At 41.4% G+C, this 25,305-nt stretch carries 24 protein-coding genes and 2 other annotated features; all 24 genes read right to left on the bottom strand.

Annotation, left to right across the window (positions count from 1 at the left end):
* Positions 1 to 32 precede the first annotated feature (32 nt).
* Positions 33 to 617: a TVP38/TMEM64 family protein gene (locus BMW59_RS07275; RefSeq protein WP_093049565.1), complete on the bottom strand. Its 585-nt coding sequence runs from the start codon at positions 615 to 617 to the stop codon at positions 33 to 35.
* Between the two features lie 68 nt (positions 618 to 685).
* Positions 686 to 970, bottom strand: a complete 285-nt coding sequence (locus BMW59_RS07270) for a DUF1294 domain-containing protein (protein ID WP_245732989.1) — start codon at positions 968 to 970, stop codon at positions 686 to 688.
* A gap of 100 nt (positions 971 to 1,070) precedes the next feature.
* The gene (rplT, locus tag BMW59_RS07265) at positions 1,071 to 1,427 is read right to left on the bottom strand and encodes a 50S ribosomal protein L20 (RefSeq protein ID WP_093049562.1); all 357 of its coding nucleotides are present in this window, start codon (positions 1,425 to 1,427) and stop codon (positions 1,071 to 1,073) included.
* 48 nt (positions 1,428 to 1,475) lie between these two features.
* Positions 1,476 to 1,667, bottom strand: a complete 192-nt coding sequence (gene rpmI, locus BMW59_RS07260) for a 50S ribosomal protein L35 (RefSeq protein WP_093049559.1) — start codon at positions 1,665 to 1,667, stop codon at positions 1,476 to 1,478.
* A gap of 100 nt (positions 1,668 to 1,767) precedes the next feature.
* Positions 1,768 to 2,271, bottom strand: coding sequence for a translation initiation factor IF-3 (gene infC, locus BMW59_RS07255; RefSeq protein WP_143051208.1), 504 nt, complete (start codon positions 2,269 to 2,271; stop codon positions 1,768 to 1,770).
* A gap of 93 nt (positions 2,272 to 2,364) precedes the next feature.
* Positions 2,365 to 2,485 (bottom strand) — a sequence feature (ribosomal protein L20 leader region).
* Positions 2,486 to 2,643: 158 nt separating this feature from the next.
* Positions 2,644 to 4,593, bottom strand: coding sequence for a threonine--tRNA ligase (thrS, locus tag BMW59_RS07250; RefSeq protein WP_093049556.1), 1,950 nt, complete (start codon positions 4,591 to 4,593; stop codon positions 2,644 to 2,646).
* Between the two features lie 150 nt (positions 4,594 to 4,743).
* Positions 4,744 to 4,976: a binding site (T-box leader), on the bottom strand.
* Between the two features lie 46 nt (positions 4,977 to 5,022).
* On the bottom strand, positions 5,023 to 5,946 hold the full coding sequence (locus tag BMW59_RS07245) for a putative sporulation protein YtxC (RefSeq protein ID WP_093049552.1): 924 nt from the start codon (positions 5,944 to 5,946) through the stop codon (positions 5,023 to 5,025).
* Positions 5,947 to 6,097: 151 nt separating this feature from the next.
* Complete coding sequence (gene mqnC / locus BMW59_RS07240; RefSeq protein WP_093049549.1) at positions 6,098 to 7,204, bottom strand: cyclic dehypoxanthinyl futalosine synthase; 1,107 nt, start codon at positions 7,202 to 7,204, stop codon at positions 6,098 to 6,100.
* Positions 7,205 to 7,300: 96 nt separating this feature from the next.
* On the bottom strand, positions 7,301 to 8,239 hold the full coding sequence (dnaI, locus tag BMW59_RS07235; RefSeq protein WP_093049546.1) for a primosomal protein DnaI: 939 nt from the start codon (positions 8,237 to 8,239) through the stop codon (positions 7,301 to 7,303).
* Positions 8,240 to 9,655, bottom strand: coding sequence for a replication initiation and membrane attachment family protein (locus BMW59_RS07230; protein WP_093049543.1), 1,416 nt, complete (start codon positions 9,653 to 9,655; stop codon positions 8,240 to 8,242).
* A 78-nt stretch (positions 9,656 to 9,733) separates the two neighbouring features.
* Positions 9,734 to 10,198, bottom strand: coding sequence for a transcriptional regulator NrdR (nrdR, locus tag BMW59_RS07225; RefSeq protein ID WP_093049540.1), 465 nt, complete (start codon positions 10,196 to 10,198; stop codon positions 9,734 to 9,736).
* Positions 10,199 to 10,302: 104 nt separating this feature from the next.
* The gene (locus tag BMW59_RS07220; RefSeq protein WP_093049537.1) at positions 10,303 to 10,707 is read right to left on the bottom strand and encodes a DUF1499 domain-containing protein; all 405 of its coding nucleotides are present in this window, start codon (positions 10,705 to 10,707) and stop codon (positions 10,303 to 10,305) included.
* A 99-nt stretch (positions 10,708 to 10,806) separates the two neighbouring features.
* The gene (gene speD / locus BMW59_RS07215) at positions 10,807 to 11,199 is read right to left on the bottom strand and encodes an adenosylmethionine decarboxylase (protein WP_093049534.1); all 393 of its coding nucleotides are present in this window, start codon (positions 11,197 to 11,199) and stop codon (positions 10,807 to 10,809) included.
* 261 nt (positions 11,200 to 11,460) lie between these two features.
* The gene (locus BMW59_RS07210; RefSeq protein WP_093049531.1) at positions 11,461 to 12,489 is read right to left on the bottom strand and encodes a glyceraldehyde-3-phosphate dehydrogenase; all 1,029 of its coding nucleotides are present in this window, start codon (positions 12,487 to 12,489) and stop codon (positions 11,461 to 11,463) included.
* 248 nt (positions 12,490 to 12,737) lie between these two features.
* Complete coding sequence (gene coaE, locus BMW59_RS07205) at positions 12,738 to 13,331, bottom strand: dephospho-CoA kinase (protein ID WP_093049528.1); 594 nt, start codon at positions 13,329 to 13,331, stop codon at positions 12,738 to 12,740.
* A gap of 20 nt (positions 13,332 to 13,351) precedes the next feature.
* Positions 13,352 to 13,984 (bottom strand): sporulation membrane protein YtaF, encoded by a 633-nt coding sequence (gene ytaF / locus BMW59_RS07200; RefSeq protein WP_093049526.1) that lies wholly within the window; start codon positions 13,982 to 13,984, stop codon positions 13,352 to 13,354.
* An 84-nt stretch (positions 13,985 to 14,068) separates the two neighbouring features.
* The gene (gene mutM, locus BMW59_RS07195; protein WP_093049523.1) at positions 14,069 to 14,896 is read right to left on the bottom strand and encodes a DNA-formamidopyrimidine glycosylase; all 828 of its coding nucleotides are present in this window, start codon (positions 14,894 to 14,896) and stop codon (positions 14,069 to 14,071) included.
* 35 nt (positions 14,897 to 14,931) lie between these two features.
* Positions 14,932 to 17,574 (bottom strand): DNA polymerase I, encoded by a 2,643-nt coding sequence (gene polA / locus BMW59_RS07190; RefSeq protein ID WP_093049520.1) that lies wholly within the window; start codon positions 17,572 to 17,574, stop codon positions 14,932 to 14,934.
* Between the two features lie 540 nt (positions 17,575 to 18,114).
* The gene (pnpS, locus tag BMW59_RS07185; RefSeq protein ID WP_093049517.1) at positions 18,115 to 19,887 is read right to left on the bottom strand and encodes a two-component system histidine kinase PnpS; all 1,773 of its coding nucleotides are present in this window, start codon (positions 19,885 to 19,887) and stop codon (positions 18,115 to 18,117) included.
* A complete protein-coding gene (locus tag BMW59_RS07180) occupies positions 19,880 to 20,593 on the bottom strand; it encodes a response regulator transcription factor (protein WP_425441259.1) in 714 nt (237 codons plus the stop codon). The genes pnpS and BMW59_RS07180 overlap by 8 nt, the downstream gene beginning before the upstream one ends.
* A 237-nt stretch (positions 20,594 to 20,830) precedes the next feature.
* Positions 20,831 to 21,310, bottom strand: a complete 480-nt coding sequence (locus BMW59_RS07175) for a MaoC/PaaZ C-terminal domain-containing protein (protein WP_093049511.1) — start codon at positions 21,308 to 21,310, stop codon at positions 20,831 to 20,833.
* Between the two features lie 103 nt (positions 21,311 to 21,413).
* Complete coding sequence (gene mdh / locus BMW59_RS07170) at positions 21,414 to 22,352, bottom strand: malate dehydrogenase (RefSeq protein WP_093049508.1); 939 nt, start codon at positions 22,350 to 22,352, stop codon at positions 21,414 to 21,416.
* A gap of 67 nt (positions 22,353 to 22,419) precedes the next feature.
* Positions 22,420 to 23,685, bottom strand: coding sequence for an NADP-dependent isocitrate dehydrogenase (icd, locus tag BMW59_RS07165; RefSeq protein WP_093049505.1), 1,266 nt, complete (start codon positions 23,683 to 23,685; stop codon positions 22,420 to 22,422).
* A gap of 153 nt (positions 23,686 to 23,838) precedes the next feature.
* Positions 23,839 to 24,954, bottom strand: coding sequence for a citrate synthase (gene citZ / locus BMW59_RS07160; protein ID WP_093049502.1), 1,116 nt, complete (start codon positions 24,952 to 24,954; stop codon positions 23,839 to 23,841).
* Between the last annotated feature and the right edge of the window lie 351 nt (positions 24,955 to 25,305).

The raw sequence follows: 25,305 nt of genomic DNA, 5'->3' as shown, positions 1-25,305 counted from the left end.
TTTCTCCCAGCTTTTAAGGCCTTTATCCTCTCTCAACCTCTCTCAACTGCTTTGTGTGAAAAAAAACGGTTCCACTTATATACTGCCGTGCCCCTTTTACCTAAATAAGAGAAGACACCTGCCAGAATCGAGAAAAAGATCACGGATAAATACCAGGGCATTTCAGTAATTGCCTGGCCGAATGCTGTATAGAGCATAGACGGCAAAATCACACCTATGACTGAATAACGCATATATTCCTTAAAGGTTGAAGTCATTTCCATTAAATATAAAGATAACAAATGAAAGTGAATAAAAGGCATCATTCGCAAAATCATAACTTGCCCGATTGTCAAATTCCGGTCTTTAAACACTTTCTTTTTCAGTTTTAAAATACGGGCCCTGAAAGAAGGAAATATATCAACAAGTTTGTAAAATACTAAACTCATTAATGAGAGACCGGCAACAGAATAGAGGGTGCCGTACACGAAACCGAATAAGTAACCTCCCAATATGCAAATGACAATAACGGGAAGGAATAACAGCGGCCTGATTAAATGGACCAGTATAAACAGAACAGGCCCAAGCCACCCTGCTTCTTTTATCAGGTGAGGAATCGCTTCTATGAAGTCGTCCATGCTGCAGTCATCCTCCTCTCAATTTAAGTGTATGTCTATACGGAAATACACATGCTTTATATATTGTGTCAATCCAACAGGATATAAAGAGCTGTAAAGATAATTAATTGTAACACAAAGATCGCCGGCAGCCCTATTTTAAATTTAAGTTTTCTCGTTTTGTGCCTGATCATTTTTGAAATGATCAGCATGCCAAGAGCCCCTCCGGAGAAGGCGGTAAATAAAAGAGTATTTTCGGAAATACGCCATGCCCCTTTTCCTGCTCTCCTTTTATCTGAAACCATCATTATAATTCCTGTAATGTTAGTGAGAATAAAAAAGATGATTAGTCCTGTTATTATATTAAACGGCATAAGACCGGCCCCTTCTTAATATCCCGATGCAAAAGAAAAGGGCGGCAAAAGATTGATTAAACAATCTTATGCGCCACCCTTTAGAAAAGTTAATTTAAAATTACTTCAAGCCTGCTTTTGCTTTTTCTGCAAGGTCTGAAAAACCTTTTTCATCGTTTACAGCTAAATCAGCAAGCATCTTACGGTTCATGTCAATTCCTGATTGCTTAAGGCCGTGCATGAAACGGTTGTATGAAAGACCATTCAGTCTTGCCGCTGCATTAATACGGGCAATCCAAAGCTTACGGAAATCACGCTTTTTCTGACGGCGATCGCGGTAAGCGTACTGAAATGATTTCATCACCTGTCCTTGTGCTGTCTTAAATAATCTATGCTTGGATCCTACATAACCTTTAGCAAGTTTTAAAACTTTTTTACGACGACGACGGGCAACATATCCGCCTTTTACTCTAGCCATCGTAATCCCTCCTTTATAAGTAAAATCTACGTAGTTTAAATTTCAGTGTTATTTAACCATTTCTCCGATACGCTTCTGGTCACCTTTGCTGACGATCCCTGATTTACGAAGCTTACGCTTTTGTTTCTGGGATTTGTTAGCAGCCAAGTGGCTTGTAAACGCATGTCCGCGCTTCAGTTTACCAGTACCAGTCTTTTTAAAACGTTTGGATGCCCCACTGTGGGTTTTCATTTTAGGCATTCTAAATTCCTCCTGTCCGGGTAATCGTTGTTGTTGTCGGGTGAATTTACGGTCGGTTGTTGTCTTGCTGCCAATCAAACGAGATCAGCGGTCAAACGGTTTACTTTTCAGCCGTAGGGGCGAGAATAAGGAACATGCTGCGCCCTTCCATCTTCGGCTTTGATTCAATGGTTGAGATATCTTCGCACTCTTTTGCTAATTTCATGAGCACATCCCGCCCAAGCTCAGAGTGAGTGATCGCACGGCCCCGGAAACGGATTGCCGCTTTCACTTTATCTCCCTTTGTCAGGAATTTACGGGCGTTACGAAGTTTCGTATTGAAATCATGCTCTTCAATATTCGGGCTTAAGCGTACTTCTTTCACATTGATAATTTTCTGCTTTTTACGGGCCTCTTTTTCTTTCTTTTGTTGCTCGAAACGATATTTCCCGTAATCCATAATCCGGCAGACGGGCGGTTTCGCATTTGGTGCAACCATAACTAAATCCAACTCTGCGTTTTTAGCCATATCAAGAGCTTCCTGTTTTGACTTAACACCAATTTGATCTCCATTAGCGCCAATCAGCCTTACTTCACGGGCGCGAATGTTTTCGTTAACGAACATATCCTTACTAATATTGAGCCACCTCCATAATAATTGCGGATCAAAGCAAGATATTCCTCTTTCATGTTTCATCTGGTTTAATGAAACAAAAGATAATACAAAAAAGCGTGGGTGCTTAATGCGCCCACACTTCGACATATGTCTCCGAAAATAATTCGTAACCTGTCAGCCCAATTGCCAATCAGGTGAGAAGCGGGCGCTTCTTCTTGCTTTGTTTCCTGTATTTTGTTCACTTGAATAATGTACCACAGGGGATCAGCCATGTCAAACACTGATGTGGTTTCACTTTTAAATTTTATTTAACTTGGCTGATTTGCTGAAAAAAAGCCCCTGGTCTTCTTAAAGAATCTAAAAAAGCTTTCGTTTAATGTTTTACGACTGGCTGTAACTGGTTATTTCTTCTTTTATTTGTTTAACAAACTGTGCAAGACCGACTTCTTCTGTTTCTTTTTGACCGTAGCGGCGGACGTTAACAGCTTCAGCCTCAATTTCTTTGTCTCCGAGGACGAGCAGGTAAGGAATTTTCTGCATTTGGGCCTCCCGGATTTTATAGCCGAGTTTTTCCTCCCGTACATCTACGTGGACCCGAATACCTTCTTTCTTTAACTCGTCTTCCACTTTTCTTACGTAATCCATATGCACATCACTTACCGGAATAGCTTGTACCTGTACAGGGGCAAGCCATGTAGGGAAAGCACCTTTATATTCTTCAATTAGAAAAGCGACAAAACGCTCCATCGTGGAGACGACACCCCGGTGAATAACTACAGGGCGGTGATCTTTTCCGTCTTCACCTGTATAAGTGAGATCAAAACGGTTAGGCAGGTGGAAGTCCAGCTGAACAGTTGATAACGTTTCATCTTTACCCAGAGCTGTTTTAACCTGAACATCAAGCTTAGGTCCGTAAAACGCTGCCTCTCCTTCAGCTTCAATATAGTCTACTCCCATCTCATCGACTGCTTCCTTAAGCATATCCTGGGCTTTTACCCACATCTCATCATTATCCACATACTTTTCTTTATCTTCAGGATCACGGTTAGAAAGACGGAAATAATAATCATTTATTCCAAAGTCTTTATACACTGCCTGGATTAATTCAACCACCCGAATAAATTCTGCTTTAAGCTGGTCTGGACGGCAGAAAATATGGGCGTCATTTAACGTCATTGCCCGCACCCGCTGGAGGCCGGCAAGTGCTCCTGACATTTCATGGCGATGCATAGTTCCTAGTTCCGCTATTCGCAGCGGCAAGTTACGGTAGCTGTGTTTCTGATTTTTATAGATCATCATATGGTGCGGGCAGTTCATCGGCCGCAGGACGAGATCTTCATTATCCATTTCCAGTACAGGAAACATATCGTCCTGATAATGGTCCCAGTGTCCGGAAGTTTTATAAAGATCTACACTTCCCAGTACCGGTGTATACACGTGGTCGTAGCCGAGACGTTCTTCAATATCTACAATATAACGTTCGATCGTCCTGCGTATAGTAGCTCCTTTTGGCAGCCAAAGCGGCAGCCCTTGCCCGACTTTCTGGTTAACTGTAAAGATACCGAGTTCTTTCCCCAGTTTCCGGTGATCCCGTTCTTTTCGTTCTTCAAGCAGTTTTAAATAATCGTCTACTTGCGACTGTTTAGGAAAAGCCGTGCCATAAATACGCTGCAGCATCTTATTATTACTGTCACCGCGCCAGTAGGCTCCATTAATCTGCATAAGCTTAAATTTCTTCAGCTTGCTGGTAGAGGGCACGTGGACACCCCTGCAAAGGTCAAAAAATTCACCTTGTTCATATACGCTGATTGTTTCGCCTTCGGGAATGTCTTCCAGCAGCTCAAGTTTTAATTCGTCGCCAATTTCCTTATACCGGGCCACAGCCTCTTCACGAGTTACTTCTACACGCTTTATTTCCAGGTTTTCATCGATAATGCGTTTCATTTCTTTCTCAATTTTAGGGAGGTCTTCAGGGGTTAACGTCTCCTCCATATCAATATCATAATAAAACCCTTCTTCTATGACAGGGCCGACGCCTAACTTCACATTTCCGTAAAGGCGTTTAACCGCCTGTGCCATTAAGTGGGCTGTACTGTGCCTTAAAATGTCCAGTCCTTCATCTGAATTGTAAGTAATTATTTCAATCTGCGCGTCTTTAGTAATAGGCTGTCTGAAATCGACAGGCTCTCCATTCAATTTGCCTGCAAGGGCATTCTTTTTTAATCCCGGGGAAATAGAGGCAGCTATTTCCTCTGTAGTGACTCCTTCATCAAATTCCTTTTTTGCTCCATCAGGAAAAGTAAGGGTCACTTTTTCTTTTAATTCTGCCATCAGTTAACACTCCTTTATTATTTTAAGTTCTGAGAAACAGAATGAATAGAATTGAGAAAAACGTCACTTACCGCAGCTGCTCGCGGAAGCCTCAGAATTTCTTTCACCTTAAACTTTCTTAAAGAACAATAAAAAACACCCGTCCCTCAATCAAGGGACGAGTGTGAGACCGTGGTTCCACCCTATTTCCTGAATGCTTAAAGCCATCCAGCTTCATTTGTTTCCGTAACGGGGAGACCGTCAATGTATACTCAGATAATTTCCGTTCCACATTGAAGCTCTGAGGTGGTAAATCATGCGTTGCTCACAGGAAACTTCCAGCCATGGTTTCCCTCTCTGGTGCGGCAGGTCGGCATCATTTTTGTCCTCTTCATAGCCTTGATGTTAACTTGCTTATGGATAGTATTATAAGCATGTCTTTTAATAAAATCAAGACGGAAAAGAAGAAGAGTCTTTTATCGGCGCACAGGCCTGCCAATTATTCTGCAAATCAGCCAGCACGATTCGTTCTTCAAATATATTTTTGAGCGTATGGTATAAATCATCATCACAGTTTGCAGAATCAACAACTATTTTTTCAGGTGCCATGCTTACAAGCGGGCCGATAATTCTCTCATGAACAGGGAGAGACCTTTCAAAAGTTGTGACTGTTTCAAGCCATTGATAAATTTGCTTAATTGAAATTTTTTTTCTTTTTTCATCCATAAATTCTATCTTATCTTTCAAATAAACGTAGACCACACGTACACGGGGAGCCTGTTTTCTCAGCAGATCCCTGCATCGGTTAAGCATCAGCTGGTAATCAAGTTCCATTTTGTACTCATCAATAGCATCTTCGGCTAAATAAAGGAGTTTTTCCCTGACAGGTTTTAAACGGAAATATAGAAAAGAATCAAACGAGAAAGACACATGGTTCTCAACAAACGGCGCAAGTTTATAATAAATTTCGCGTTGCCACCCTAAAAAATCAAATGAATAATACCTTTGTTTCTCCATTGGTGAAGGCAGAGATATATTTTTCGCAGTCTGAATTATCGCCTGTATCTCTGTTTCATCTTCATAATAAAAAGCTTCCTGAAGCCATTCTCTCATCCATTTAGTGAAATAATTTGCTACTGTCACGTTCGTGAAAACACTAATAATACCCTGTTTCTGATCTGAAGTTAAAGATTCCAACCCATCCATTAATAAAATTGTTCTGTTATCTTTCTTTTTAAGATCAACTGCTACCTTGCCATAATCATGTTTCAGCAGCGTTAATAAAGATTCATTCGTTTGCTTGTAAAAGGCCTCACCTATTCGTGAATCCTTATAATCAATAGTTAACAACAGCAGCCCCTCCCAATCGTCCATTTCGAGTTGAGGGTCTAAGCGGCTTTTACCCAGCTGAATTTCAACTCTTCACACTAGTACATATATATGGAAAGGCTCGTTAAATATGATTTGAAGTTTCACAAAGTAAAAAATCCATGCCTCTGTACGAGAGGCATGGATGGTAATTATATTAATTTTGCATCACAAAATCATTTTCAGCTACTTCGCCGTCTTTAAAGACACGAAGATGATTATACTTAGTATCACGCTGGACAGGAGTTTTGCCTGCTTCACGAATCAAACGGATAATTAAATTAGTATCAACTTTATATGTCGCCCCGGCAGCTGAAACTACATTTTCTTCCATCATCGTGCTTCCGAAATCATTACAGCCGTAGGAAAGAGAAGTCTTCCCTGTTTCAGGCCCCATCGTCACCCACGAAGACTGGAAATTTGCGATATTATCAAGGAAAATACGGGAGATAGCCAGGTTTTTCAAGTAGTCTCTAGGAGTCACTTTTTCACCTTTCATGTTCGTATTTTCCGGCTGGAAGGTCCAGGAAATAAAGGCGAGAAAACAATCTGCATCATCTTGTGCATCCCGGACACGCTGTAAATGAAGCGCCCGTTCTTCGTAAGTTTCCCCAAAGCCGATGACCATTGTCGCCGTTCCGTGCATCCCTGCTTTCCTGACCGCTTTCATGCAGTCAATCCATTCCTCCCAGGTCCCTTTCAGACGGCTGATCCGTCTCCGTGTGCGATTATCCAAAATCTCAGCGCCGCCCCCAGGTACAGAATCAAGCCCTGCTTCATGCAGCTGAGCCAGAACTTCATCTAAAGACAGACCGGACACTTCAACCATTTTATAAATTTCAGCCGGTGAGAAAGAATGCATCGTAATATTAAAACGCTTTTTAATCTCCTTAAGAAGATCCGTATAATAGCTGAAAGGGAGATTCGGGTTCGTCCCTCCCTGCATTAAAATTTCTGTGCCGTTTACATCAATTGTTTCCTGGATCTTTTTAAAAATTTCTTCATTATCGAGCACATATCCGTCTTTTGCGTTAGGAGGACGGTAAAAAGCGCAAAAGCGGCAATATGTATCACATAAGTTTGTGTAGTTCACATTTCTGCCGATAACAAACGTAGTTTCCGGTTCAGGATGCCATTTTTTCATCATTTCATTAGCAACTTCACCCATTTTTTCTACTTCGTCGCTTTTATAAAGTTCTATTGCATCGTCCACTGAGATCCGTTCGCCGTTTCTTGCCCGTTCAAGAATATGATCAATACTCATTGGTGTTTTCCCCCATTCCCAAATGCTAACTTTCTCCCTATATGGTAACACATTTTTATCATTTTCGTTTAATATATCCCTTTACTGAATATATTCTTATTTTTCCCGTTTATTTTCACCCTTCATGTCTATTACTTTATTCAGATGGCGTATTCTTTCAAGTATACGCTTTGCTTTTAACTGATCCACTCTTTCTACTCCTCCTCGTTGAGTCGAAGACAGGTGGATTTCAAGCTCATCTAAATTAAAATTCGAAGTAAATATTGTCGGTAGTTTTTCCATCATCCGAAATTGAAGTAACGCTCCTAATATATCATCTCTGATCCAGTTTGACATTGTCTCAGCTCCGATATCATCCAGAATTAACACTTGAGCCTGCTTGACTAAGTTAAGCTTATCCTGATAAGAACCGTCTGAGATGCCATTTTTCAGTTCCCGGAAGAAATCTGGAGCGTAAACAATCATTGTAGAGGTTTCAGCTTCTGCTAAATAGTTGGCGATGGCACCTACCAGAAATGATTTCCCTACTCCGAAGGGTCCGTGAATGTAAAGGCCCTGCCCATCTTCACCGGGATTGACATCAGCGCAAAAAGCCATAGCCTTCGTGCAAGCTTCAATTCTTGACGGGTTGTCTTCATGAAAATCGTCGAACGTCACCTCTGTCATTTCTTTAGGGATATACAAACTTTGAACGAAGGAAGCTTGCCTTCTTCTCTCATCTTCTTTTTTCTTTAACAGACATGGCTTATATTCCAGTTGAATTTCGCCCCTGTACAGAGCTGGCACAGGCTGATAACCGCTCATCAGGTTAGGGCATTCGTCCAGGCCCGGACAATAATCACAGTTTTTCCACTGTTCTTTATACTGGTACAATTCATTAATACCATTTTCCGTCTGTTCTTTTGTGAGTCCCGGATTGGAATTTAAAAAAGACCTTACGTGCCTGTCATCCAGTACCTCACGTTTTATCTCTGCGAACCGCTGTTCAAACCGTTCATTTGAAAATTGGCGAAACGACTGTTTGATGGAATCCATTTACGACTCCTCCTTTTGCTGCTTCTTTTTCCTTAACATTTCCCTGTACTTGGCAGCTTCTTTCTTTGCTTTTTCAAGCTCCTGTTCACTTGCTTCTTCTTTCTTCCAGTTATTATCCGTCATCCACTTAGGCAAAGGTTCTTTTCTGACCTGAGCTGAAGAGCTGCTCTTTTTTTGGTAGGAGGGCCTGTCCCCTTTTTCCTGGAAGGTCTGCCGTTTCTGGTTTTCTTTTTTTGCTAAACTCATTGCCTCTTTAACAGTTTTAATTTTTTTGCGTTTCCAGTGTCCCGCAATTTTAAATGCTAACGCTTTGGATAATTTCTTATCATTAACCATAAAGATATAATCCAGTAGAACATTCACTACCCCTGGTGAAAGTTTATATTCAAATATAAGCCGTTCAATGATATCAATATCTCCTTCATAAACTCTTGCTCCGTCGCTAAGCTCTTCCAAGTATTCAATGGGTGCGGTAGTCTCGAAATATTGAATGGTTTTATCTTCTTGTGTCTGAGGAGGGCCAGCCTGGCTTTTAAGTTCTTCCGGCTGTATTCGCAGTCCCAGTCTAGGTGGTTCATCCTGTTCATTCATCCTGTAACGCCGTTTGGCCTGAATTCTAAGCTGGTCCGCATCCAGTTTCTCAGAATGGAGCATCGCATCTTGAATTAAATGCGCCATTTCTTCAGGCTTCAGTTTGTACATGAAAGCGAGCTGGTAAATTAACCGCTGGTTTTTCGTGTTCTCTATTTCCGCCTTAGGAATAAATGAAGGTAAATACGATATAAACTGCTGAAAATCAAAGCCATCTTCGGCAAAATTATAGTGGGAATCCGAAGCTTTGCGACCTGCCAAAGGAGAAGAAGACGATAACATTTCAAGCATATCGGGAGTCGTGCTCCTCATTTCCGAAGGATGAATGGAAGTAAAAACCTGATTGAATCCCTGGGTGACATTTTCCAGATCTCCTGTATTGACTTCTTCAACAGAAAAGTATTGTCGCAGCTCCCGGTACTGTTCTTTACTCCCCAGCTTGTTGTATAAGAACACACTTAATAAATCATCATTAAAAAAACCTGAAGCATCCATTGGAGGGTGAAGATGATAGTAATATACAAATTCACCTTCTATTTTTTCCCTGTAAACAGACAAGAGCCCAATCGCCTCAAGTTTTTTCCTTTCTGAAAAAATATGGTCAAGGTGCTGGCCGGTAGATGTCATGAGTGTTTTATGAGTCCTTTCAACCTTTTTTGAGGGCTGTCTTTGGACATCAAGAGACAGAGTCATATAAAGGCTGTATGCCAGCGAACCGATTAAAGGCTGATATAGAAGCGTTAATACTTCATGGTCTGAAGTATTCCAGTTATAAGACATATAAGCAATATATCTGTTCGATGGAAGAATTTCTTTCCAGTGCATCCTTTTTTCACCTTAGCTTTCCTTCTTGCTTTATAATTAATAGAGAAAAATGGAGCAGCTAGGCTCCATTTATCTCTATTAATTATTATTTTCTCTATTTATAAGCTCTTTTAATTCATCTATAAATACATTAATATCTTTAAACTGCCGGTAAACAGAGGCAAACCTGACGTAAGCCACATCATCTATTACAGCCAGCGATTCCATAACTTTTTCGCCTATATGGTCACTGCTCACTTCTGCCAGCCCCTGGTTGCGAATTTCCTTTTCAACGTCATCAGTAATGTTTTCCAGTTTTTCTAACGGAACAGGGCGCTTTTCACAGGCCCGAATTAATCCCCTAAGCAATTTTTCCCGGCTGAATTCCTCACGGGTTCCGTCCTTTTTAACGACAATAAGAGGCGTTTTTTCTACTCTTTCAAAGGTCGTAAAACGGTAGCCGCACGAGTCGCATTCTCTCCGCCGTCGTATGGATCTGCCTTCATCACTCGGCCTTGAATCCAAAACCCTTGTTCCATTGTGCTGACAGCTTGGACATATCATCAGGAATTCACTCCATTCTCTCGTTCAGGGCTGGGAGTTATATAGAAACAGGCTGCCCTGAAATAAGTAAAAAAGTTATATAGGATATTACAGTGCCGGAAGGTTTAAACGAGGTCATCCCCTAAACCTGTCCCAACAAACTGCAGTCTTTTATCTAATTCTTTATATAATTCAATGATTAGTTTCCGGCTGTATCCAAAATCACTGAAAAGCATGGTTTCAGTGGATGCCGAAAAGTCTACTGCTGTTCGGAAAGGTCTCACCATAATGACAGTGGCCACAAGAAATGCTTTTTTTCCATGTTTTACATGAACTATAATTTCCCCATGCTCTTCAGAAACAGAAGCGACGTCAAAGCCCTGGCGGTTTCTTAGCATTGTTTCCACTTCACGGATCGTTTTATCTTTCATTGATTTATAATAATGGGTTTGTAAATCTTCATTAGAATGTTTTTCGCTTGTTTCGGTGCTGGTGCTGAATATTTTTTTTAAAGTTTGTTTAAATCCCATATATCATCCCACCTCATTACTATTAAGGATAGCAGTAAATTAATAATTGTTCAATTAGAAAAAACGCCCGTCCCTATAAGGAAAGAGCGTTCTATACCATTATGATGAAGCGGCTCCTGCCGTGTTTTTCTCCTTAAGCTTTACAGGTCCCATTCCCCGGGGCACTTCAACCACTTCAGACGTTTCAGCCATTAAAGCTTCTGCAATATAATTTGCTGCACTCGCCGGATCAATCCGGTCTCCGCATGTATAAACGTCTATGCTGGCATACCCGTGCTCGGGAAAACTGTGGATAGTGAGATGGGATTCGCTGATAATGACTACTCCGCTTACTCCCTGCGGGGCGAATTTGTGGAATGCCACTTCCCTTATTTCTGCCCCTGCATGCAGAGCAGCTTTTACAAATAACTGCTCTATAAAGGCCAAATTGTTCAATTTATCTGTATTGCAGCCCCAAAGTTCTGCGATAATATGACGTCCCATTGTTTCCATGAATGTATTCCCCCTTTATTAAGTCATGCTTTTTTCAGGAAGAATCTCGGTTACCGGGGGGAAAGTTATTTCAGAGAGATCCTGACCCTTTTAGTAATGACTGATTCTTCTAAAAAGCTTATTCACGGAAATTAGTATACTTTGTTTAGTATTACTTTGCAATCACTTTTCATCCGCAGATATAAACTTTTTACAGGAGTTTATTAAGGCCGGATATCCCACTGCTGCTTCTGGAATTATAAACACCTGAGCGATGTTATTTCAGGACGCATGCACTTCAGTTTTTACCGGCAGCCGTTCGGCGGCATACTTTACTAGATCTACAACTCGGCATGAATAACCCCACTCATTATCATACCAGGCTAAGACTTTAATTTGTCTGCCATCCACAACCATTGTCGAGAGACCATCAATAATTGAAGAATGGGCATTCCCATTAAAATCTGTAGATACAAGTGGTTCGTCAGTATACTCTATGATGCCCTTCATTGACTGGCTGGCCGCATGCCTCAGTACTGCATTTACTTCTTCTGCAGAAGTCTCTTCCTCAATATTTACTACAAGGTCAACGAGTGACACATTGGGTGTCGGTACTCTTAAAGCCATGCCGTGCAGCTTCCCTTTCAGTTCAGGAAGTACTTTTCCAATTGCTTTTGCAGCCCCTGTAGTCGTTGGAATAATAGACTGTCCGCAAGCTCTTGCACGCCGTAAATCTTTATGAGGATTGTCAATATTTTTCTGGTCATTTGTATATGAATGCACGGTAGTCATTACTCCGGACTGGACAGTAAAGGTATCGTGAAGTACTTTTGCTACCGGAGCGAGGCAATTAGTCGTACAAGAGGCATTAGAGATAATGTGATGAGATTCAGGGTCATAAATCTCTTCATTTACTCCATAAACAACTGTGACATCTTCGTTTTTGCCCGGTGCCGTAATAACTACTTTTTGAGCTCCAGCCTTCAGATGAAGAGAAGCGTCTTCTTTCGAGGTAAACTTCCCTGTTGCTTCAACTACAATGTCAATATTCAGCTCTTTCCAAGGAAGCTGTTCAGGATCCCTTCTTGAACATAACTCAATTCTCCGGCCATCAACTAATAAAGCTCCGTCTTCTGCAGTCACACTTTTATTAAAAGTTCCATGCACGGTATCGTATTTAATCAGATGAGCAAGGGTTTCAGCAGGATAACTCGCATTAATTGCTGCTACTTCAATGTCCTTATCATTCACACATTTTCTGAAAACCATCCGTCCGATTCGGCCAAACCCATTAATTGCTACACGAGTCATTAAGCATCCCTCCAAGTATATATGTCACATTAATTATTAACTAATCGAAAATTAGTATAACATATTATATGAATAAAGAGGGGCTTTTTGTTAAAAACTATTCAGGATTTTTTAATTATTAGTTAAGTACACTAAAAATCAAAAGACTTAAGCCCAGCAAGTATAAGCTTCATGGCTTTAAAATTCATTTTTTAAAGTACAAAAAAGACCCGGCGATCCGTCACCAGGTCTGAATTAAAAAGGTTATACTAATTGTTTTCGAACTTTTTAAGGAGCCTTTTAACTTGCTGTTGAGTTTCTTCTCTGCTGCCTGAATTATCTATAACATAGGAAGCGTATGACCTCTTTTTTTCAATTGACAGTTGAGCATTTATCCGCTTGAGTGCTTCTTCTTCTGAATATGAATTTCTCTCCATTAACCGTTCAAGCTGTATAGTTTCATTCACATAAACAACCAGGACGTCATCAACCATGTGGAACAGATCGCTTTCAATCAGGAGAGGAATATCCATTACAACTAAAGAGTGCCCGTCTTTTTTGCAGCATTCGGCCTCTTTCTTCATTTTTTGCCTGACAGCTGGATGAACAATTCCGTTTAAAACTTTTCGTTCTTTCTCATTATTAAAAACAATTTCCCCTAATTTTTCTCTGTTGATTGTACCGTCCTCATTTAAAATGGAGAGCCCGAAGTGGTTAATAATATCCTGATAGGCTTTTTCCCCCGGCTCAACTGCTTCCCTTGCTGCTATATCTGCATCTATCACGGGAATTCCTTCGTTTCTAAAAATGTCAGAGACAGTGCTTTTTCCAGTAGCAATGCCCCCTGTTAATCCTAATATCACAAATTGGCCTCCTTTAAGGATTATATTTGCCAGAGTCCGATCACAATAAGTAAAATCCCCGGCAAAAATGAGAGCCGGTTCAGCTTCTCAGATTGGGATAAGCGCTCGCCGCTTATCTTTCCTAAGGTTAAAAACATCCCGCACGAAAGAGCGACGCTGATCGCTAAAAACCATGGGGACACCCCAAGCAAAGCAGCACCCATGCCTGCCCCGAAAGCGTCCAGTGACAAAGCTGCCCCTAAAAGAAATGCTTCAGGACCGGTTATTGAACCGGAATCGTCCAAATCAGCTTCCATCGGCTTTTTCAGCACGTTGATGACAATCCCCAGCCTTTTCAGCTCAAAATTCATCAGCATTTCCTCTTTTATTCTCGGTTTCTTAGGAGATTGTTTAAAAGCCTGGTATAAAGCATATAAACCGATCAGTATTAATAGAGCCCCTCCCAGGGTTTCTGCGTATCCCGGAGATAAGAAGGACGCAATCCCTCCTCCGATCCACATTGCTAATAAAACAGCCCCGCCGGAACACAGCATAATCAATAATATTGATATAAATGGCATCCTCATTTTTCTTAGACCATATGTGACTCCGACTCCAAAACTGTCTAAGCTGACAGCAAAAGCCAGCAAGAATAATGATAAGGATCCGGTCATTTTGGATGAACTCCTTCCATCTATTGCTAAGTTATTATATGGCAGGAGCCCATCCAAAGTACGTGGGTTCAGAAAAATATTCTTTTATTTCACCTGGCACTGGGGGCACGTATGGGTCCCTCTGCCGCCGACTACTGTGCGGATAATGGTTTCGCCGCAAGTGCGGCACCGCTCACCTTTTCTCCCGTATATAACTAATTTCTGCTGAAACATTCCCATCTCGCCTTGACCGTTTACATATGACTTGATCGATGAACCGCCAGCCTCCACAGCCTCGCTCAACGTCCGTTTTATACTGCGGTGGAGGTTTTCAATCTCAGCAGATGTTAATAAACCGGCCGGTTTTTCAGGATGCACACCCGCTTCGAATAAGGCTTCATCGACGTATATATTTCCTAATCCTGCAATAATGGCCTGGTCGAGTAAAGCAGTTTTTACAGCCCGGGTAGTCTTACTTAAACGTTCATTCAGCACTTCAGCCGTAAAAGAAGCTTCTAAAGGTTCAGGACCGAGAGCTGATAAAGGCCGGTTGTCTTTTTCTGTGCCTGCAGGAAAAAGGTGCATCGTACCGAATTTGCGGACATCTGTATACCTTAATTCTTTCCCGCTTTTTAAAAGAAACCTGACGTGGGTATGGGGAGACACTTCCTCATCAGCATTAAATATTCCATACCGGCCTTCCATTCGAAGATGCGATACAAGAGCGTAGTCATCCAAATAAATAATAAGGAATTTCCCTCTTCTGTTTATTGACCTGAACGTCTGCCCTTCAAGGAAGGATGAAAACTGCTGAACATCATCTGGGAATTTGACCATTTTAGGCCAAGTTACAGTCACCTTTTCAATAATTTCATCCGTTATCAACTCGCCTAACGTTCTTTTTACTGTTTCTACTTCCGGTAATTCCGGCATACTTGATCACCTGCTTACCTTTAACTTCTAATAATTTACTTTGCGTCGTACCATGTTTTCCCGAATGATACATCCGCTTCAAGCGGAACCACAAGCTCAACAGCACTAGCCATCACTTTCGGGACGGCTTTTTTCATTTTATCTAATTCATTTTCAGGTACTTCAAAAATCAGTTCATCGTGCACCTGCAGAAGGAGCCTCGACTCCATCTTCTCTTCTTCCAGAAATTCAGCCATCTCTACCATGGCTTTTTTGATAATATCAGCTGCACTTCCCTGTATTGGCGTATTCATAGCTGTTCTTTCCCCAAAAGTCCTCTGATTAAAATTTTTGCTTGTCAGTTCAGGCAAATAACGCCTTCTGTTCAGGAGAGTCGTCACATACCCTTTTTCTCTCGCATCTTCAATAATACCGTCCATATAGTCTTTAACGCCCTGATAACTCTCAAGGTATCTTTCAATAAAAATTTTGGCTTCTTTACGGCTGATTCCTAAGCTTTGGGATAATCCGTAATCACTGATTCCGTAAACTATTCCGAAATTCACAGCCTTAGCTGTTCTTCTCATATCCGCTGTGACATCACTTTTTTCCACACCGAAAACATCCATCGCCGTTTTTGTATGAACATCCATCCCCTCATTGAAGGCCTGGATTAAATTGTTATCCTGTGAGATATGAGCCAGCACGCGTAACTCAATCTGTGAGTAATCTGCTGCCAGAATATAAGAATTTTCATTTTCTGGTATGAAGGCGTGCCTGATTTTACGCCCCTCTTCCAGACGGATAGGAATGTTTTGCAAGTTAGGTTCAGTTGAACTTAAACGGCCAGTTTGAGTAATTGCCTGGTTAAAAATGGTATGAATCTTCCCTGTCTTCTTGTGAATGACTTTCAATAGGCCCTCTATATAAGTCGAGTTAAGCTTCCCTAACTGTCGGTAATGCAGAATGTGAGGAATGATTTCATGGGAATCCTTCAGCTTTTCAAGTACATCAGCTGAAGTTGAATAACCTGTTTTTGTTTTCTTGATCACAGGTAAATTCAGTTTCTCAAACAGAACGTCTCCCAATTGTTTAGGAGAATTGATATTAAAGGAAGTCCCGGCAAGATCGTGAATTTGCTTTTCCATCTCCTCCAGCCGGACCACAATAGTTTCTCCCATTTTTTCCAGCTCTTCTTTATCAACCGCCACACCGCACATTTCCATCCTGCCTAAGATTACTGACAACGGCATTTCCAAATTAGTAAAAAGTTCAAGCTGGCTGTTTTCTTCCAGTTCACTTTCCAGCTCATCTTTAAGATCCAATACAGCTGCTGCTTTACGGCCAAGATGCTGAGCCAATTCCTCTTCTGACGGCACCTGGCGTTTTTTTCCTTTTCCATAGACAGCTTCATCTTTTCTGACTTTTAAGCTTTGCTTTCTTATGGCGATATCAGCCATTTCGTGCGAACCTGCGGAAGGATCAATCAAGTAGGAGGCAATTTGGACATCAAAAGAGATGCCGTCGAGCATAATATCCTGCCAGCCGAGAGCGACGACGGCACGTTTAGCATTAAATATATATTTTTTCCTGTTCTCATCTGCGGCCCATTTTTTAAAAACATGACTTTCTAAAGCTGTTGCCGTAGGAATATAATAGTTACCTGTTTTATTGGAAATTGACACACCGGTTATTTCCGCATTGTGATAATTATCAGCAAGCACTTCAATTACTACAGCCGAAGGGGACCTAAGCATATCATCGGTCACTTCTGTCACTGTCTGGATTTCCAGGGCTTCGATCTCTTCCTGTTCTTCTGTGTCCTCTGCTCCAATTCTGTCCATTAAAGAGGCGAACTCCAGCTCTTTGAACAGTTCAGTCAGTTTATCATGCTGGGGTTCCCCCATTTTTAAGTTATCAAATGCCACATCAACCGGCGCTTCAAGAAATATTTCAGCCAGTTTTTTGCTCATGAAAGCCTGGTCTTTATTCTCCTCGAGTCTTTCCTTTAATTTTTTCCCTGACACTTCTTCTAACGCATCATATACTCCGTCGACTGTTCCGTACTGTTTGAGTAGTTTTAAGGCCGTTTTTTCGCCGACACCCGGTACGCCTGGTATATTATCAGAACTGTCCCCCATCAGCCCCTTCATATCGATAATCTGCTCCGGCTTAATACCGTATTTCTCGTCCACCATATTCAAGTCATATGTATCGACATTTGTTATTCCTTTTTTCGTCAGCGCCACGTGAACTTTATCAGTAACAAGTTGGAGTAAATCTTTATCGCCCGTATATATTTTTATGTCCCAATCCTTGTTTTCCTGTTGTGCACGAGTTGAAAGAGTTCCAATAATGTCATCCGCTTCATAGTTCTCTGCTTCAAAATAGCGGATGTTAAAAGCTTTTAGCAAATCCCTCATCACCGGGAGCTGCTCCGCAAGCTCCGGAGGTGTTTTTTCGCGTTTCCCTTTATATTCTTTATACGTTTCATGTCTAAAAGTGGTTTTACCTGCATCAAAAGCTACAAGCATATGAGAGGGTTTTTCATCTTCTAAAATTTTCATAATCATAGTTGTAAAACCGTACACGGCATTTGTATAGACCCCTTTTTCGTTATTTAAAAGAGGAAGTGCAAAAAATGCGCGATAAGCAATACTGTTTCCATCTACCAGGACGAGTTTCTTCACATCCAACACCTCGATTTATTTAAGATACCGTCATTTTATCACGAATTAATGATAATTAGAAAAAACGGCTACCGCCAAGCCTTGGCAGCAGCCTTTTACTTTTAATACTTTAACATAGTAAGTCTTTAATAACGGACCTTCAGTTAAAAATTTGCAGCGATTCCCTGTATCATTTTGCGCCTCGGGCCAGGCCATCCTGTCAGCAAAAAAAGGGTGCCTATCAATGAAATAGGGAGAGCTATCGGTGAAATCTGAGTTCTATCAGCGAAATTCGAGTTCTATCAGCGACTTCGCCCTTTCCATCAATTTACTCAAATAAAAAAGAACGAAAGCTCAAGGGGAAACTTTCGTTCTTCCGAAGGAACCTTCGGACATGGAACCATGTATGGTTCCACCTATATAAACAGTTCACACTGTTAATATACCAGTTAATTATTAACGCCTTATAAAGGAATTGTAAATTATTCGTTAAGAAGGACGGCGTCTGCCTTAAACCTGGGCCCATCTGCTAAAGGCTTGCAGGCCAATGGCCAGCAAGCCTCAAAAATGTCAGTCTGTTTTTCGTTCTTTATAAAACATAAGCCGGAAAACTGTTCCTTTCCCAGGCTCACTCTCAACCGTCACTTTAGCATGGTGAGCTTCCGCCAGGTGTTTTACAATAGCCAGGCCTAATCCGGTCCCCCCTGAATTTCTGCTTCTTGCCCTGTCCACGCGGTAAAAGCGTTCAAAGATCCGCGGCACTTCTTTCTTGTTTATTCCTATCCCTGTGTCCTCTACTTCTACAAGTACCGTTTCAGTTTGTTCTTTAACCCTCACCGTTACAGTCCCTTCTTCGGAAGTATAAACAATCGCGTTGTTTACTAGATTAATCAGTATTTGTTTGAGTCTGTGAGGATCCCCCTGAATGGTTGAAGAACCTGTTATTTTTTTGTCCAGTTTCATTTTTTTTGCGGATGCTTTTTCAGCCAAAATAAGGAAAACTTCATCTGCCAGCGTCTCAATATTTACTTGTTCCCAGTTAAGCTGGAACTTGGAGCCTTCAATTCTGGACAGCTCCAGAAGATCATTTATCAGCCCTTCAAGACGGGAGGATTCTTTCGAAATAATAGTTAAAAACCGTCTTCTTAACTGGTCATCCTCCATAGCACCGTCAAGGAGAGTTTCAGTAAACCCTTTGAGCGATGTCACAGGGGTCTTGAGTTCATGAGAAACATTTGCTACAAAATCTTTTCTCGCCTGCTCCAGCTTTTTAAGTTCTGTTATGTCATGAAAAACAACAACTATTCCTTTTAATTTTTCATCAGTTCCGATAATTGGCGCTCCATGGACGTCCACATGTCTCCTGTAGATGCCTATTGACAGTTTAAGCTGGGTACGGGTCCTTTTTTCTGTAAGAAAAATTTCCTGAATAAATTTAATTATTTCTTTATGCTTGATCGCTTTATAATAGAGCTGGTTTTTCCATTTGTCTGTATCCTCATCAAATATTTCCTTGCATGAACGATTGACGAGGGTGATATCCCCCTTGGAGTTAATGAGAATGAGCCCGCTCCCCATGTTTTCGATAAGGGTTTCAAGCCGCTCCTGCTGAATTTCATAAGTTTTGGTTACCTGATCGAGATTTTCAGCCAGAACATTTATTGATCTGTTCAGTTCACCCGTTTCCAGGTCAGCTCCTTCAAACGTTCTCGCAGAAAAGTTGCCTTTTGCCAGCTCGTTTGCGACCCTTCTTGCATCTTCAACCGGCCTTACCATCTGATTAGTAAGTTTGGTTGTCAGTATAAGAATAACTAAGAATGCGATAAAAAACGATACGAAAATGAGTGTCCATATGTTCTGGTACACGGAATTCAGTTCATCCATTTCCAAGCCTAAACGAAGAAACCCTTCTATCTCATCATCTAATTCTAATGGAGTTGCAAAGAATAACAAATCTTCTTCCACCGTTTGACTGTACCTGACTTCCCGTCCGGTTTCCCCGCCGATAGCCGACTGTATTTCAGGTCTGTTAAGATGGTTATCCATTAAGGCAGGATCCTCATGAGACTCCCCTATTACTTCCCCGTCTTCCGTGATAACAGTTATCCTGACATCAAGCCTGTCTGACATTTCACCGATAATATCCTGCAGATAAGCTTGATCACTGACAGTCACTTCCTGTAAATGGTAAGAAATTAAAGCGGCTTCCTTTTCCACCCTGTCATACATACGGTCATGATAAAATTCTTTAAAGAAAGGACCGAGTACAGCACCGAGTGCACCCAAAACAACAAGTATGATTAATGATAATGGAAAGATTAATCTGAAGCGGTAACTATTCATTGTTTACCGGGGTCTCCAGTTTATACCCCAGTCCACGAATCGTTTTAATATAAACGGGCTTTTTGGTATTCGGCTCAATCTTTTCTCTCAGATGGCTGATATGCACATCTACAATTCTTGTATCCCCTACAAATTCGTAATTCCAGACAGCGTTAAGCAACTGATCCCGGGTCAATACTCTGCCTTTGTTATTCGTTAAATATACCAGCAGTTCAAACTCTTTAGGAGTCAGTTCCAAAGCTTCGCCTCGTAAAAACACTTCATAATTTTCCGGAAAAACCTCTACATCTCCAATAGTGACTTTAGTTGTTTTCCTCTCAGCCTCCGGTTTTTCAGCAGGTTGGTGAGAGCGTCTTAATATAGCTCTTACTCTTGCCACCACTTCTCTCGGACTAAAAGGTTTAGTTAAGTAGTCATCTGCTCCCAGTTCTAAACCAAGAACCTTATCAAACTCATCATCTTTTGCAGTAAGCATAAGGATAGGAGTCAATATTTTATTCTGGCGGAGTGCTTTGCAGACTTCCAGGCCGTCCATTTCAGGCAGCATAAGGTCTAATATAATTAGGTCAAATTCTTCTTTCATTGCTTTTTCCAAAGCCTGCTTACCATCCATGGCTTCAGTTACTTTAAACCCGCCTTGCTCCAAATTAAATTGCAGCAACGTTAATATAGATTCTTCGTCATCTACAATAAGTATTTTCTGCATTATTTTCCTCCTGAACTGCTTTGACCCCCTGAAATCTTCAAAGCTTTTTATTTGTGACTGTTTTTATTTATCATACTATATTTCATTTTTTTTCACAAAGCACTATTTCGCCGGAGTGCCGGTAAGAGCAATGTATGGAATGGTCATTTTTCCGCCGTCTAACCGTGCTTTTTTTAAACTAAGGAGTCCACAAAAGAAAAACCTTTGCCAGTTTCGGCAAAGGTTCAGGCAATAGAATCAGAAATTTTCAAACGTGCCTGTATCGTGTGTAACCGGCTTCCATGGATAAGGAGGGCAAACGGTCAGAGACCCTTTGACCACAGTGTCATCATACTCATCACGACCGTGAACAGAGATAGAAACCTGGTGTTCTTTTTGTTCTATTTTTTCCAGAGTTAATTTTAATTTTAACGTGCCGTAATGGTATAAAGGCTTCGGAAAGGACAGGTTCTGGTCTAAAATAACACTTCCAGGGCCCGGTAAGTGCATAGAGACTGCTGAAGAGATATACCCGTTTAACATTATGTGAGGAACAATCGGCTTCTGGAAAGGTGTTCGCGATGCGTAATCGTGCTGGATATAGACCGGATTAGCATCATTTGTAAAGCCGAGGTAGAGAAGGATGTCTTTATCTTCAACTTTTTTCTCAGAACTGTATTCATCTCCTGGTTTCAGCTGGCTGATGGTACGGCCTATCTTTCTTTTTTTAGTAAACATATCTCTTCACCTCTCTGATAAATCAATTGTAGGAAACGCTTACATTACGGTTAAAAAATAGGGAGAAACCCTTTTGTCCAAGGGCTTCTCCTGATATTTACCGTTACTTTACTAATTTCATAACCTCTTTTACTGATTCAGCCGATTTATTAAGAGCTTCTTTTTCTTCCTCATTAAGATCCAGTTCGAAGATTTTTTCAATTCCGTTTCCGCCTAATATAGTGGGAACGCCAAGGTAGATATCTTCATAACCGTACTCTCCCTCAAGGTAAGCGATTGAAGGCAGGATGCGCTTCTTGTCCTTCAAAATAGCTTCCATCATTTGGACCAGAGAGGCTGCAGGAGCGTAATAGGCACTTCCCGTTCCAAGGAGGTTAACGATTTCGCCTCCTCCTTTCCTGGTTCGTTCCACAATAGCGGCTAATCTTTCTTGAGAAATTAATTTCTCAAGTGGAATGCCGCCTGCAAAACTGTAACGGAGCATAGGCACCATGTCATCGCCATGGCCGCCTAAAACAAATCCGGTAACATCTTCAACAGATACATTTAATTCTTCAGCTATAAACGTATTAAATCTGGCTGTATCTAACACACCTGACTGTCCGATTACACGATTTTTAGGAAAACCGGATTCTTGAAACACCGAATACGTCATTGCATCTACAGGGTTTGTAAGGACCAGAATGAAGCAATCAGGCGAATATTTAACAATTTCTTTAGTCACACTCTTCATAATGCCTGCATTAGTACTTACAAGGTCATCACGGCTCATTCCCGGTTTTCTCGGAATACCTGCGGTAATCACAACAATATCTGAATCAGCTGTATCCCTATAATCGGATGTTCCCGTTATTTTGGAATCAAAGCCTTGGACCGGGCTTGCCTCAAGCATGTCCAGAGCTTTCCCCTTAGTAGGATCTTCCATTTTAGGAATATCGACCAGCACGACATCCCCAAGCTCTTTTTGAGCCGCCATCAATGCTGTTGTTGTACCGGTAAATCCCCCGCCGACCACACTGATCTTTCTTCGTTTAATAGCCATTTATATCGCACCCCTCCGTAAGATATGAATAAACGTATTCGTTTTTCTGGTGTATCTGCATGTTTAATTAAAGGTTATTGATGAGCGCGTCTCCGAATTCAGAACATTTGACTTCTGTAGCCCCATCCATCAGCCGGGCAAAGTCATAAGTTACTGTCTTGCCTCCAATGGTTTTATCCATTGAATTTTCAATCATATCGGCCGCTTCTCCCCAGCCTAGGTGACGGAGCATAAGCACTCCTGAAAGAAGGACAGATGAAGGGTTTACTTTATCCTGGCCTGCATATTTAGGAGCTGTCCCATGGGTAGCTTCAAAGATGGCGTGTCCGGAAGCATAGTTGATGTTAGCGCCCGGTGCAATACCGATTCCGCCTACTTGAGCTGCAAGAGCATCGGAAACGTAATCCCCGTTCAGGTTCATCGTAGCCACTACATCGAACTCTTTTGGACGGGTAAGAATCTGCTGGAGGAAAATATCAGCAATAGAGTCTTTAATAATGATTTTTCCTTCCGCTTCTGCTTTTGATTGCGCTTCATTTGCTGCTTCTTTACCTTTTTCTTCAACGATGCGATCGTATTCCGCCCAGGTAAATACTTTATCGCCGAATTCTTTTTCAGCTAATTCATAACCCCAGTTCTTAAAAGCACCTTCTGTAAATTTCATAATGTTTCCTTTATGAACGAGAGTGACACTCTTCCGTCCTTCATCAAGCGCATATTGAATAGCTGCTCTTACAAGGCGGTGAGTTCCTTCTTCGGAAACAGGTTTAATACCAATACCGGATGTCTCAGGGAAACGGATTTTTGTAGCGCCCATTTCGTCCTGCAAGAAGCTAATCAGCTTTTTAACATCCTCTGTACCTTTTTGGTATTCAATTCCTGCATAAATGTCTTCTGAATTCTCACGGAAAATGACCATGTCTGTATCCTGAGGCCGTTTAACAGGTGAAGGCACTCCTTCAAACCAGCGGACAGGACGAAGGCATGTATATAGATCGAGTTCCTGGCGCAAAGCTACGTTTAAGGAACGGAAGCCGCCGCCAATTGGTGTTGTCAAAGGACCTTTAATAGCGATAATATATTCCCGAATCGTATCAAGTGTCTCTTCAGGCAGCCACTCTCCAGTTTTATCATGAGCTTTTTCCCCTGCCAGTACTTCTTTCCAGTGAATTTGTTTTTCTCCGTTATAAGCTTTATCCACGGCAGCCTCAATCACCCGGGAAGCAGCTTTCCAGATATCCGGGCCTATTCCGTCACCTTCAATATAAGGAATCACCGGTTCGTTTGGTACATCTAATACACCGTTGTTTACTGTAATTTTTTGACCTGACATAAAAAAATACCTCCTCAGAATTATATGTAATTTAGTAGTGCTGACAGAGCAATAACTTACCTGCCAGTCTCAGCCGGTTTTAGAGCCGGCCTCTCTTAAAAAGAGTATTTTTAAGAGAGGAGAATATCTCCTCCCTTTACTCTCTCACAAAATTTATCTTTTTTCCAATGGTACCCATTCTTGATGATCCGGTCCCGTATATTCAGCACGCGGTCTAATGAGACGGTTGTTCTCAAACTGCTCAAGAATATGGGCAATCCAGCCGGAAATACGGCTTACCGCAAAAATAGGAGTAAATATATCATGCTCAATCCCCAGACTGTGATAAACAGAAGCCGAATAAAAATCAACGTTAGGAAGAAGTCCTTTTTCATTTGTAACAATTTCATCGATTTTCACACTCATATCATACCATTTCGATTCACCTGTTACTTCTGTTAATTGCCTGGACATTTCTTTCAGGTGTTTTGCCCTCGGGTCCCCATTTTTGTATACGCGGTGTCCAAAGCCCATAATTTTTACTTTTCTGGCTAATGCATCTTTAATATAGGATTCTGCTTTATCAACCTCTCCTATTTCTGAAAGCATCCCCATAACCCGTTCGTTTGCCCCTCCGTGAAGAGGGCCTTTCAGCGCCCCTATTGCAGCTGTGACACCTGAATACATGTCAGATAACGTAGCCACACATACCCTGGCAGTGAAAGTTGACGCATTCAATTCATGGTCGGCATGCAAAACGAGTGCTTTGTTAAAAGCTTTTTCAGAAGTTTCGTCAGGCTCTTCTCCATTTAACATATATAGAAAATTTGCGGCGAAACTCAATTCTTCTTTTGGTGCTACCGGATCTTTTCCATTACGGATACGGGAAAAAGCCGTCACCAGAGTAGGCAGTTGAGCCTGAAGCTTTAAAGCTTTCCTGCGGTTAGCTTCTTCATCCTGCTCATCAGCTTCCTCATCAAAAAGAGCCAGATTAGAAACGGCTGTTCTAAGTGCAGCCATAGGGTGCACTTTGTCTATCGGATACGTTCTCATTTGTTCAAGAACAGCATCAGGAACTTTTGCAGCCGCGGCCAGCTCTCTCCTAAAAGTATTAAGCTCTTCTTTTGCAGGAAGCTTGTTATTCCAAAGGAGATATATAACTTCCTCAAAACTCGCGTGGTCGGCGAGATCATCAATATCGTACCCATGATAAGTTAAAACCCCATCAATTATGGAACTGACACTTGATGTTGTCGCAACCACACCTTCTAAACCTTTAGTTGTACTCATGCTACCTCTCCTTTACCAAAAAATTGGGCTTTCTACATGGACCAGCCCGGATACCAAGGTCTTTCTGAAGTGCGGTAACCGCTTAGAAACTGAATGAGCCATCACTCGAATAACCATTCCTTGTCAATTTATTTTCCTGAAATACCTTCTTTATAAACTTGCTCTCTGTTTAACAAACGAGACCATTATAGTTTAAGAGAAAGCGGTTACGAAAAAAACCTTAGTCATCAAGACTATGCAGGTTTCTCTATGTAGTTGGTATCATTCGAATATCATTATACCATTTTTCACATTTTTGTGAACTTAAAATTTTTAAAACAAACCAAGATTCAGAGTTATCCTATGATTTTA

Source organism: Salipaludibacillus aurantiacus, from assembly GCF_900111295.1.
Classification (GTDB): Bacteria; Bacillota; Bacilli; order Bacillales; family Salisediminibacteriaceae; genus Salipaludibacillus; species Salipaludibacillus aurantiacus.
Note: the sequence above shows the minus strand (reverse complement) of the source record. Positions and strands in the feature narration are given on the sequence as shown.

Excerpts from the sequence above, each read along its gene's own strand:
- BMW59_RS07275 (WP_093049565.1), bottom strand. The coding sequence starts at position 617 with ATGGACGACTTCATAGAAGCGATTCCTCACCTGATAAAAGAAGCAGGG.
- BMW59_RS07270 (WP_245732989.1), bottom strand. The coding sequence starts at position 970 with ATGCCGTTTAATATAATAACAGGACTAATCATCTTTTTTATTCTCACT.
- rplT (WP_093049562.1), bottom strand. The coding sequence starts at position 1,427 with ATGGCTAGAGTAAAAGGCGGATATGTTGCCCGTCGTCGTCGTAAAAAA.
- rpmI (WP_093049559.1), bottom strand. The coding sequence starts at position 1,667 with ATGCCTAAAATGAAAACCCACAGTGGGGCATCCAAACGTTTTAAAAAG.
- infC (WP_143051208.1), bottom strand. The coding sequence starts at position 2,271 with ATGTTCGTTAACGAAAACATTCGCGCCCGTGAAGTAAGGCTGATTGGC.
- thrS (WP_093049556.1), bottom strand. The coding sequence starts at position 4,593 with ATGGCAGAATTAAAAGAAAAAGTGACCCTTACTTTTCCTGATGGAGCA.
- BMW59_RS07245 (WP_093049552.1), bottom strand. The coding sequence starts at position 5,946 with ATGGACGATTGGGAGGGGCTGCTGTTGTTAACTATTGATTATAAGGAT.
- mqnC (WP_093049549.1), bottom strand. The coding sequence starts at position 7,204 with ATGAGTATTGATCATATTCTTGAACGGGCAAGAAACGGCGAACGGATC.
- dnaI (WP_093049546.1), bottom strand. The coding sequence starts at position 8,239 with ATGGATTCCATCAAACAGTCGTTTCGCCAATTTTCAAATGAACGGTTT.
- BMW59_RS07230 (WP_093049543.1), bottom strand. The coding sequence starts at position 9,655 with ATGCACTGGAAAGAAATTCTTCCATCGAACAGATATATTGCTTATATG.
- nrdR (WP_093049540.1), bottom strand. The coding sequence starts at position 10,198 with ATGATATGTCCAAGCTGTCAGCACAATGGAACAAGGGTTTTGGATTCA.
- BMW59_RS07220 (WP_093049537.1), bottom strand. The coding sequence starts at position 10,707 with ATGGGATTTAAACAAACTTTAAAAAAAATATTCAGCACCAGCACCGAA.
- speD (WP_093049534.1), bottom strand. The coding sequence starts at position 11,199 with ATGGAAACAATGGGACGTCATATTATCGCAGAACTTTGGGGCTGCAAT.
- BMW59_RS07210 (WP_093049531.1), bottom strand. The coding sequence starts at position 12,489 with ATGACTCGTGTAGCAATTAATGGGTTTGGCCGAATCGGACGGATGGTT.
- ytaF (WP_093049526.1), bottom strand. The coding sequence starts at position 13,984 with ATGACCGGATCCTTATCATTATTCTTGCTGGCTTTTGCTGTCAGCTTA.
- mutM (WP_093049523.1), bottom strand. The coding sequence starts at position 14,896 with ATGCCGGAATTACCGGAAGTAGAAACAGTAAAAAGAACGTTAGGCGAG.
- pnpS (WP_093049517.1), bottom strand. The coding sequence starts at position 19,887 with ATGAATAGTTACCGCTTCAGATTAATCTTTCCATTATCATTAATCATA.
- BMW59_RS07180 (WP_425441259.1), bottom strand. The coding sequence starts at position 20,593 with ATGCAGAAAATACTTATTGTAGATGACGAAGAATCTATATTAACGTTG.
- BMW59_RS07175 (WP_093049511.1), bottom strand. The coding sequence starts at position 21,310 with ATGTTTACTAAAAAAAGAAAGATAGGCCGTACCATCAGCCAGCTGAAA.
- mdh (WP_093049508.1), bottom strand. The coding sequence starts at position 22,352 with ATGGCTATTAAACGAAGAAAGATCAGTGTGGTCGGCGGGGGATTTACC.
- icd (WP_093049505.1), bottom strand. The coding sequence starts at position 23,685 with ATGTCAGGTCAAAAAATTACAGTAAACAACGGTGTATTAGATGTACCA.
- citZ (WP_093049502.1), bottom strand. The coding sequence starts at position 24,954 with ATGAGTACAACTAAAGGTTTAGAAGGTGTGGTTGCGACAACATCAAGT.